Origin of the sequence: Lactobacillus gigeriorum DSM 23908 = CRBIP 24.85 (assembly GCF_000296855.1) — a bacterium.
GTDB lineage: Bacteria > Bacillota > Bacilli > Lactobacillales > Lactobacillaceae > Lactobacillus > Lactobacillus gigeriorum.
Genome location: NZ_CAKC01000023.1, coordinates 21,728 through 30,308, shown reverse-complemented (window position 1 = coordinate 30,308; position 8,581 = coordinate 21,728). Strand labels below are relative to the sequence as shown.

General features: G+C 38.6%; 6 protein-coding genes. 3 read left to right on the top strand and 3 right to left on the bottom strand.

Going from position 1 to position 8,581, the window contains the following annotated elements; all coding sequences use genetic code 11:
• Window positions 1–569: 569 nt before the first annotated feature.
• The 3 genes from BN52_RS01950 to BN52_RS01940 form a co-directional block, all read right to left on the bottom strand.
• Window positions 570–2,021, bottom strand: a complete 1,452-nt coding sequence (locus BN52_RS01950) for a DASS family sodium-coupled anion symporter (RefSeq protein ID WP_008472427.1) — start codon at window positions 2,019–2,021, stop codon at window positions 570–572.
• Window positions 2,022–2,100: 79 nt separating this feature from the next.
• Window positions 2,101–3,498, bottom strand: coding sequence for a flavocytochrome c (locus BN52_RS01945; protein ID WP_008472426.1), 1,398 nt, complete (start codon window positions 3,496–3,498; stop codon window positions 2,101–2,103).
• A 10-nt stretch (window positions 3,499–3,508) separates the two neighbouring features.
• Window positions 3,509–4,912 carry a class II fumarate hydratase gene (locus BN52_RS01940; protein WP_008472425.1) on the bottom strand — a complete coding sequence of 468 codons (1,404 nt, stop codon included), beginning with the start codon at window positions 4,910–4,912 and terminating at the stop codon, window positions 3,509–3,511.
• Window positions 4,913–5,114: 202 nt separating this feature from the next.
• Between BN52_RS01940 and BN52_RS01935 the strand changes: the two genes are divergently transcribed.
• From BN52_RS01935 to BN52_RS01925, 3 genes are all read left to right on the top strand, one after another.
• Window positions 5,115–6,071, top strand: a complete 957-nt coding sequence (locus BN52_RS01935; RefSeq protein WP_008472424.1) for a sugar-binding transcriptional regulator — start codon at window positions 5,115–5,117, stop codon at window positions 6,069–6,071.
• 184 nt (window positions 6,072–6,255) lie between these two features.
• Complete coding sequence (locus BN52_RS01930; RefSeq protein ID WP_008472423.1) at window positions 6,256–7,932, top strand: formate--tetrahydrofolate ligase; 1,677 nt, start codon at window positions 6,256–6,258, stop codon at window positions 7,930–7,932.
• An 18-nt stretch (window positions 7,933–7,950) separates the two neighbouring features.
• Window positions 7,951–8,478: a folate family ECF transporter S component gene (locus BN52_RS01925; RefSeq protein WP_008472422.1), complete on the top strand. Its 528-nt coding sequence runs from the start codon at window positions 7,951–7,953 to the stop codon at window positions 8,476–8,478.
• Window positions 8,479–8,581 lie beyond the last annotated feature (103 nt).

Here is an 8,581-nt window from a genome sequence, read left to right as displayed (position 1 = left end):
GCTAACGCTTAACTTAGCCTTGCTTACATCAATACCAAAAACAACAGAATAATCCTTCATGATACAAACCTCGCATAGATAATAAATACAAGATGAAGCCCAAGTTTTATCAGACTATTCAAGTTCTAATTTTCTAAACGCGGCATCAAGTGCCTACATACTTCGATGAGAATGAAGAATAGCCGGTGAAGCTGCCTGTTTGTATTACGACATCGAGTGCCTAGCAAGAATACGGCATATTGTTTTACTGCTATCTCAATTCTAAAATAAAAAAGAAATAGCGAATCAATTATTCCGTCGAACAATCGATTCGCTTTTAAGCTTAGAATGTTTTATTCTAAAACAATAAAAGTGCTAGGGAGACATTCCGTCGAAAGAGTCCCTAACACTAGGTTAGTATGTTTCTAACCCTAATAATGAATTAACATGATTTAAATATTTAGAAACAACTTCTATTTTTAGTTCAGTTGAATATTTGGTCATAAAAAGTGTCTCACAATCATTAGATTTATGTCTAACAATTATGAGGCACTTCATTTTATAACACAAATTGCCAGTTTGATTTTTTATTATAAGCCGATTATCTTCATCCAAAGGCCACCTACGACACCATAGAGTACTAAGTAGAACAAACCAATGACGAAGCTAAGCTTCCACCAATCGTTTTGCTTTACATAGCCAGAAGCGAATAATGCAGTTGCAGGACCACTCGAATAGTGAGTTGTCGATTGGAAAATTGCTCCCGTCATACCCAACATAATCGCCGCAAACATAGGATGCACGCCTGCACTGATTGCAATTAATAATAATGGTGCATACATTGCTACTACGTGTGCGGTACCACTTGCAAAGAAGTAGTGGCTGTAGAAGTAAACAAGAACTAATACTGCCATAACGAGCATTGGTGACATACCATCAATTGCATGTTTAATTGTGGCTTGAAGCCAAGGAATAACACCACCAGGTTGACTCAACTGACTAGCCATAAAGATTAAAATTGAGAACCAGATAACAACATTCCAAGCACCGTTTTCATTCAAGATATCCTTAGTAGTCAAAATACCGGTGAGCAATAACAAAGCAGTGGCCAAAAAGGCTACCCACGTTGCATTAACAGCAGGGACAAAACTTGAAACCATCCACAATAACAATGCTAAGATAAAGATCCCCAACATCAATTTTTCAGATAATTTCATTTGCCCCATTTCGGCTAATTGTCCTTCAGCCCATGCTTTTGCGTTTGGCGTTTCCTTAATCTCAGGTGGATATAATTTGTACAAAACAAATGGGACTACCAGCAATGCAATTAATCCTGGAACAATCGCTGCCATCAACCAACCGAACCATGACACATGAACGCCGTTGGCAGCAGCTAAACCAATCGCCGCTACGTTAGGTGCTGATGCAGTCATGAATAATGATGAAGTGATCGTATTGGCTTGAAACTCGTTGTAAACCAAATATGAACCAATTTTCTTTTCTGTGCCATCTCCTACTTTAGAGCCAAAAGTATGAGCCAATGATTCAATAATTGGATAAACAACACCACCTGAACGAGCAGTATTACTTGGTGTGGCTGGAGCAATAACTAAATCGATAATTGACATTGAGTAGGCTAAGCCTAAAGTCTTCTTACCGAATAATCTAACGAAGATTAACGCAATTCTACGTCCTAGTCCGGTTTTAACGAAACCACGAGCGATCATGTACGCCATCGCAATTGTCCAAGGCGTTGAATCGGCAAAAGCACTTAATGCACCTTTTTGCACAATCACATTACCGTTCATCTTGGTTGCCATTGGAACAATACCTGTAATTACCATGATGACAAATGCAATTAAAGATACGCCAGCAATTGGTAATGGCTTAGTAATACATGCAATAATTGTAGCAATGAACAAGGCAAACATGTGCCAACCTACGACAGATATTCCTGCAGGTCTAGCAGGTGTACATACCCAGAGCAATGCGCCAACGATAATTGGTGCAATTAGCCCTTTATAATTAACCTTTGAAAGCAAAAGTAATATCCTCCTTAAAAATATACGAGTTTTGTTTATTTTCAAAACTCGTACATTTTATTTCTTATACTTTATTGACTTATTTGTTTTCAGCAATGAATTTTGCCATTTGGATTCCTGCTTGACGACCAAAAATTACAGTTTCTGCAATTGAATTACCGCCAATTCGGTTTGATCCGTGCAAGCCCCCTGAAACTTCACCAGCTGCGTATAAACCAACGATTGGCTTACCGTTTGAGTCCAAAGCTCTAGTTTCTGGATCAATGTGGATACCACCCATCGTGTAGTGGATTGCAGGGTGAACATGAATAGCAAAGAAAGGTCCTTCTTCAATTCCGCGTTCCATACCAGTAGTTCGACCAAAGTCACTATCATCGCTAGCTGCAACTTGTTTATTCCAAGTTGCTACAGTTGCTGGCAAATTAGTAGCATCAACGCCGATCTTTTCTGCCAAGGCTTCTAAACTGTCGCCATGTTCAACTAAACCGATTGAATCGTAAAATTCAACAGCTTTGACATGGTTGCGGATGCCTTGATCGAAGATTAAGTAGGCACCATCTTCATTTAAGTCAGTAATCGCACCTGAAACGATCTTACGAGTGTTCAATTCATTAACAAAGCGTTTACCTGCTTTGTTAACTAAAATTGCACCTTCACCACGAACAGCTTCACCGATTAAGAAAACTCTTTCGCCATCGGTTTGAGCAGTTGGGTGAACTTGAATAAAGTCCATTTGTACTAATTGGGCATCAACAGCTTGAGCAAGCTTTAAACCATCACCTGTTGCACCTGGTTGGTTGGTAGTCTTGTAGCCACTTAAATCTGGACGATATTGACCAATGATTTCTTGTGACGCACCAAAGCCACCTGTTGCCAATAACACGGCCTTGGCTTTAACTTCTTTAGTACCTGCTTCAGTGTTAACGCTAATGCCAGAAACTTTACCAGTTTCATCAGTTAATAGACGTTCAACCTTAGCCTTGTTAAATACTGGAATCTTTTCTGCTTCAATATTTTTAAGCAAACCGGTTACTAAGTAGCCACCTACAGGAGCCATAGAAGCTGGACGGTGCGCACGCTTTTTACTCATACCACCAGTAATGGTCAAATCGCTCAATTCAATCTTGCGATTTCTCAGCCAATCTACTGCAAGCGCAGAGTGATCCACAAAGAATCTCAATAAATCACGGTCGTTAAGCAAACCACCACCACGTAAGGTTTCACGATAGAAATCTTCTTTATTATCAATGATTCCAGCTTGTAATTGGTAATCTGATTCAGCTGCGTTCATCCCTGATGAAGCTTTGTTAGTATTACCACCAAGGTTTTCATTTTTTTCAAAAACTGCAACTTTTAAGCCTAATTCATGTGCTTGTAAAGCAGCTGTTAAACCAGTACCACCAGCACCAATTACTACCGCATCATAGCTATCAGCTAATTCAGAAATTGCATTTGGAGTAAAAACAAATTTAGCCATTAATATCCTCTTATTCTTCAATGTTTGAACGATCGATGTTGGTCATTTGCATGAAGTCCATCCATTCGTCGTATTGTTCTTCAGTAACCTTGCCACTCTTCAAAGCTGCTTCCTTTAAAGTAGTACCTTCTTTGTCAGCTGCTTGAGCGATCTTAGCTGCATCATGGTAACCAATGTGTGGTGACAAAGCAGTAACTGTCATCAATGAGTTTTCAAGCAAGTCATCCATCCGTTCTTCGTTAACAGTTAAACCGTGGATCATCTTGTCAGCAAAACCAGTAATTGTACCAGTCAAAATGTCGCAAGAATCTAAGAAGGCTGCAATCATAACTGTCTTGAAGACGTTCATTTCAAAGTTACCTTGTGAAGCAGTGAAGGAAATAGTAGTGTCGTTACCTAATACCTTAGCAACAGCCATAGTTACCGCTTCTGCTTGCGTTGGGTTAACCTTACCTGGCATGATTGATGAACCTGGTTCGTTAGCAGGAATGTTTAATTCACCGTACCCTGCACGAGGGCCTGAAGCCAAGAATCTTACGTCTTGAGCGATCTTGAACATATCGCTAGCTAAAGTCTTAAGAGCACCGTGAACAACATTAATACCTGAGTGATGAGCTAAGCCCCAGAATTTGTTAGTATCAACCTTAAATTCATGACCATATACCTTGCTCAATTTTCCAGCAATCTTTTCAGTCATACCTGGTGCAGCGTTCAAGCCAGTACCAACAGCAGTACCACCAATGGCTAATTCATATAAAGTTGGCTTTAAGTTTTGGATGTATTCCAAATCATGCTTCAAAGCTGAAATATAACCTGACAATTCTTGACCAAAAGTCAAAGGAGTAGCATCTTGCAAGTGGGTACGACCAACTTTAACAGTCTTCCAGTAAAGCTTTTCTTTAACTACTAGTTCATCGATTAAGTGCTTAATTGCTGGTTCAAGCTTATCAAGTGCTTCTACAGCAACAATGTTCATTGCAGTTGGGAAAGTGTCGTTTGATGATTGACCACGGTTAACATCGTCATTTGGCAAAATGTTCAAGCCTGGGTGAAGCTTGTTAGCTAAGTTAGCAACAACTTCGTTAACGTTCATGTTGCTTTGAGTACCTGAACCGGTCTGCAATACGTGAAGTGGGAAGTCCTTTCTCAATTCTTCATCGCTTAAAGCCAAAAGATGATCAATTGCATCTTCAATTGCTTCACCTTTTTCTTTAGGTTCGTCGCCAACTTCAACGTTTGATTCAGCAGCAGCTTTCTTCAAATGTAAAAAGGCACGAACAATTTGAAGCGGCATTAATTCACCGCTTGGGAAATTGTTACGACTTCTTTCAGTTTGAGGACCCCATAAAGCTTCCTTAGGAATTTTAACTGGTCCGATAGTATCGCTTTCGATTCTAAATTCTTGTTCTTCCATGATTATTTATTTACCTCTCTTTAGCACATCTAAAAGATCCGCGTTAAGCGTTTACAGTGACAATGTACTCCATAAAGAGTAATTATTTTATTTTTTTGATAAATAAAAGTATTTTTGTAATTTACCTAATTATTATTTTTGTATTAAAATAATTGCAAGACGATATTGGACGATTAATTATAAAAAGAATAAGGAAGATACAATGCAACTATCAGACAGTCAAATCGCAGCTATTGCCCATGATTTTTATCTCAACAATCTTAATATCGAAGAACTTTCTCAAAAGTATGAACTATCGCGATACTTGATCGATAAAGCGTTAAAAGATGCTCGCACAAAACAAATTGTTCAGATTACGATCAACGAGGACAACACCAGACGTCATTCTGAATTGGAATATTACTTCAAGCAAATATTCGGTCTTGATGAAGTTTATATCTTAAGAAAAGGACTCACCAAAACTGAAGATGAAGAAAATTTAACCCGCTTTGCTGCTATGATTATCCAGCAACTTTTAAAAAATATTACTAATGTTGGACTCACTTGGGGAACAACTTCACTTGATATCATTAATAATTTTCAACATGAAAATCGGCCTGGCCTTACTTTTGTACAACTATTGGGCATCTCAACTGAATCAGGTCACCGGAAAAATCCCCTAGTTCAGCAAGCTGCATACAAATTCAATGCTAACTTCTTAGAACTTCCCGCTCCTTTATATTGCGTCAATCCTAAAACTATCAAATATCTTAAGCAAGAGCCAATGTTTACTAGTTTAAAAAACTATTATCCAAATCTAGATTTGGTACTTACTGGTTTAGGAACAATGCAGTCAATTGAAGAGAACCGTAATATGTCGGCGCAATATGCTACTACTTTGTTCGAACAAATTGATCCCTCAATGGTTGCTGGTTTTATTTTTGGCCGACCTTACACTATTTACGGCAACTTCTTTGATAATCTTGAACCATATATTTGTGGAATTAGTTTAGCAGATATCAAAAAAACGCCCATCAAATTTGTAATTGAAAAAAATCGATTTAAAGCTGATGCTTTATTAGGCGCTCTTAATACGGGATTGATTACCCATCTTGTTATTACTGAAGGAATTGCCAGTCGGGTTTTACAAAAGATTGGTACTACCCCTAGTGGTAAATAGTATTTAAATTTCTTCCACAGTTTGGGGCCAAGTATCTCTGCTTGACATCCTATTCAAAATTAACTATGATCATTTTATTGAAATTAAGAACACTTTGAGAGGATGACCTAAATTCTAAAATTTAGCTTTATTTTCAACCAACTATCTAATTAAGTTACATCGAGAATAGAAAAAGGTGAGCAAAATGAAATCAGATATTCAAATTGCAGAAGCAGCAGAGAAATTACCGATTGAAGAAATTGCCGCAAAGGTTGATTTAAAGCCTAATGATTTAGAACCATATGGTAGAGATAAGGCCAAGTTGACATGGAGTGCGATTAATCGCATTCGCACCAATGGTCATCTAGGGAAACTTATCTTAGTTACCTCAATCTCTCCAACACCCGCTGGTGAAGGTAAGTCCACTATGACAATTGGTCTAGGGGACGCCATTAACAATCAATTACATAAAAAAACAATGATCGCTCTGAGAGAACCATCGATGGGACCGGTGTTTGGTCTTAAAGGTGGCGCTACAGGTGGTGGTTTGGCACAAATTATCCCAATGGAAGATATCAACCTTCACTTTACGGGTGATATGCATGCGTTGACAGCTGCTATCGATACCTTGGCAGCCCTAGTTGATAATTACATTTATCAAGATAATAGCTTACAGCTCGATCCTACTCGAATTTTACTTAAACGCGGAATCGACGTTAATGATCGTACTTTAAGAAAAATCACGCTTGGTCAAGGATCCAAATTTAACGGAATTGAACATGAAAGCAGCTTCGCCATTACTGTTGCTAATGAATTGATGGCAATTCTATGCTTGGCAAAGGATATTAATGATCTTAAAGCTCGTGTAGGCAACATGCTCGTTGGTTATACTGTCAATGATGAGCCAGTTTTTGTAAAACAACTTGGCTTCCAAGGCGCTATTGCTGCTCTTTTAGCTAATGCCCTTAAGCCTAATCTAGTACAAACAATTGAACACACTCCTGCGTTAGTTCATGGTGGGCCTTTTGCAAATATCGCTCATGGGGCCAATTCAATCATGGCAACTAACTTAGCCTTGCATTTAAGCGACTATGTGCTTACCGAAGCCGGTTTTGGTAGCGACTTAGGCGGTCAAAAATTTATGGATTTTGTTGCTACTCACCTTGATAAAAAGCCAGACGCTACAGTAGTCGTTGCAACTGTTAGAGCTCTTAAGTATCAAGCTGAAGGCACGACCGATCATCTCAATGAAGAAAACCTTGCCTCGCTGCGAGAAGGATTCAAGAATCTTGAACGTCACATGAATAATATGCGTTCATACAATCTACCTGTTTTAGTAGTGATTAATCGTTTTGCCACTGACACAGAAGCTGAACTTAATTTATTACAAGATTTGATTCAGGAACAAGGTCTGCCAGTTGAAGTGGTTGACTACCATAATCAGGGTTCTAAAGGCGGAATTGAAGCAGCAACCAAATTAGTTGACTTAGCTGATCAAAATAGCGCAGAGATTGTCCCTAGTTATGAAGAAAGTGACTCAATTACTACTAAGATAGAAAAAATTGCTAAACGCATTTATCACGCTTCAGCCGTTGAATACAGTGAAAAGGCCCAAAAGCAAATGGTTGAGTTAACCAAAATGGGGAAAGATAAATTACCAGTTATCATTGCTAAAACGCAGTATTCATTTTCGGATAACGCCAAAGCATTGGGAGCGCCAACTGATTTTACTCTTCACGTTAAGAATTTAAGTTTGAAAAATGGAGCTGGTTTTATTGTTGTTACTACAGGGCATATCTTAGACATGCCAGGATTACCAAAACATCCTGCTGCTTTGGATATTGACGTTGATAATAATGGTAAAATTAGCGGTTTATTCTAAAAAGACGAGGTGATCCCGATGAAAACAAAAACTTTATCACGTGCAGAACTACAAAAATTAGTGTTATTAGGAATCATAGTTGCACTAAAAATTATTCTAGGTAAATTTTCTTTTGGACCCGCATTTGTTCAAGTGGGTCTAGGGTTCATTGGTAGCGTTATGCTGGGATACATTTTTGGACCGATCTGGGGTGCCGTTGGTGGTGGCGTTAGCGATCTGGTATCTTCTGCTCTTTTTGGCAATCAAGGTGGCTTTTTCTTTGGTTTCACCTTAACCGCTATGGTAGGTCCACTTATTTACGGTCTGTTCTTCTACCGTAAACCTGTTAAAATTTGGCGCGTCATTGCTGCAACATTAATTGTAACGGTGGTCGCTAATATTGGTATGAATACACTATGGATCCACATGATGTACAATGTAAACTTCGCTGCTGCTTTGATGCAACGACTTCCAAAGGAAACGATTGTGCCGTGGATTCAAATGGTTGTAACCTATTTTGTTCTACAGGCTATTAGCAGGACTAAGGTCAAAGACTTTATTAAGTAATTTAAAAACGGTGTCGCTATGATTCGACACCGTTTTTTTATGCAAAGATAGCCGTCACTAAGGTTGAAACTAACATAAGGATTAATCCAAAAAGTATATAATT

Excerpts from the sequence above, each read along its gene's own strand:
- BN52_RS01945 (WP_008472426.1), bottom strand. The coding sequence starts at position 3,498 with ATGGCTAAATTTGTTTTTACTCCAAATGCAATTTCTGAATTAGCTGAT.
- BN52_RS01940 (WP_008472425.1), bottom strand. The coding sequence starts at position 4,912 with ATGGAAGAACAAGAATTTAGAATCGAAAGCGATACTATCGGACCAGTT.
- BN52_RS01935 (WP_008472424.1), top strand. The coding sequence starts at position 5,115 with ATGCAACTATCAGACAGTCAAATCGCAGCTATTGCCCATGATTTTTAT.
- BN52_RS01930 (WP_008472423.1), top strand. The coding sequence starts at position 6,256 with ATGAAATCAGATATTCAAATTGCAGAAGCAGCAGAGAAATTACCGATT.
- BN52_RS01925 (WP_008472422.1), top strand. The coding sequence starts at position 7,951 with ATGAAAACAAAAACTTTATCACGTGCAGAACTACAAAAATTAGTGTTA.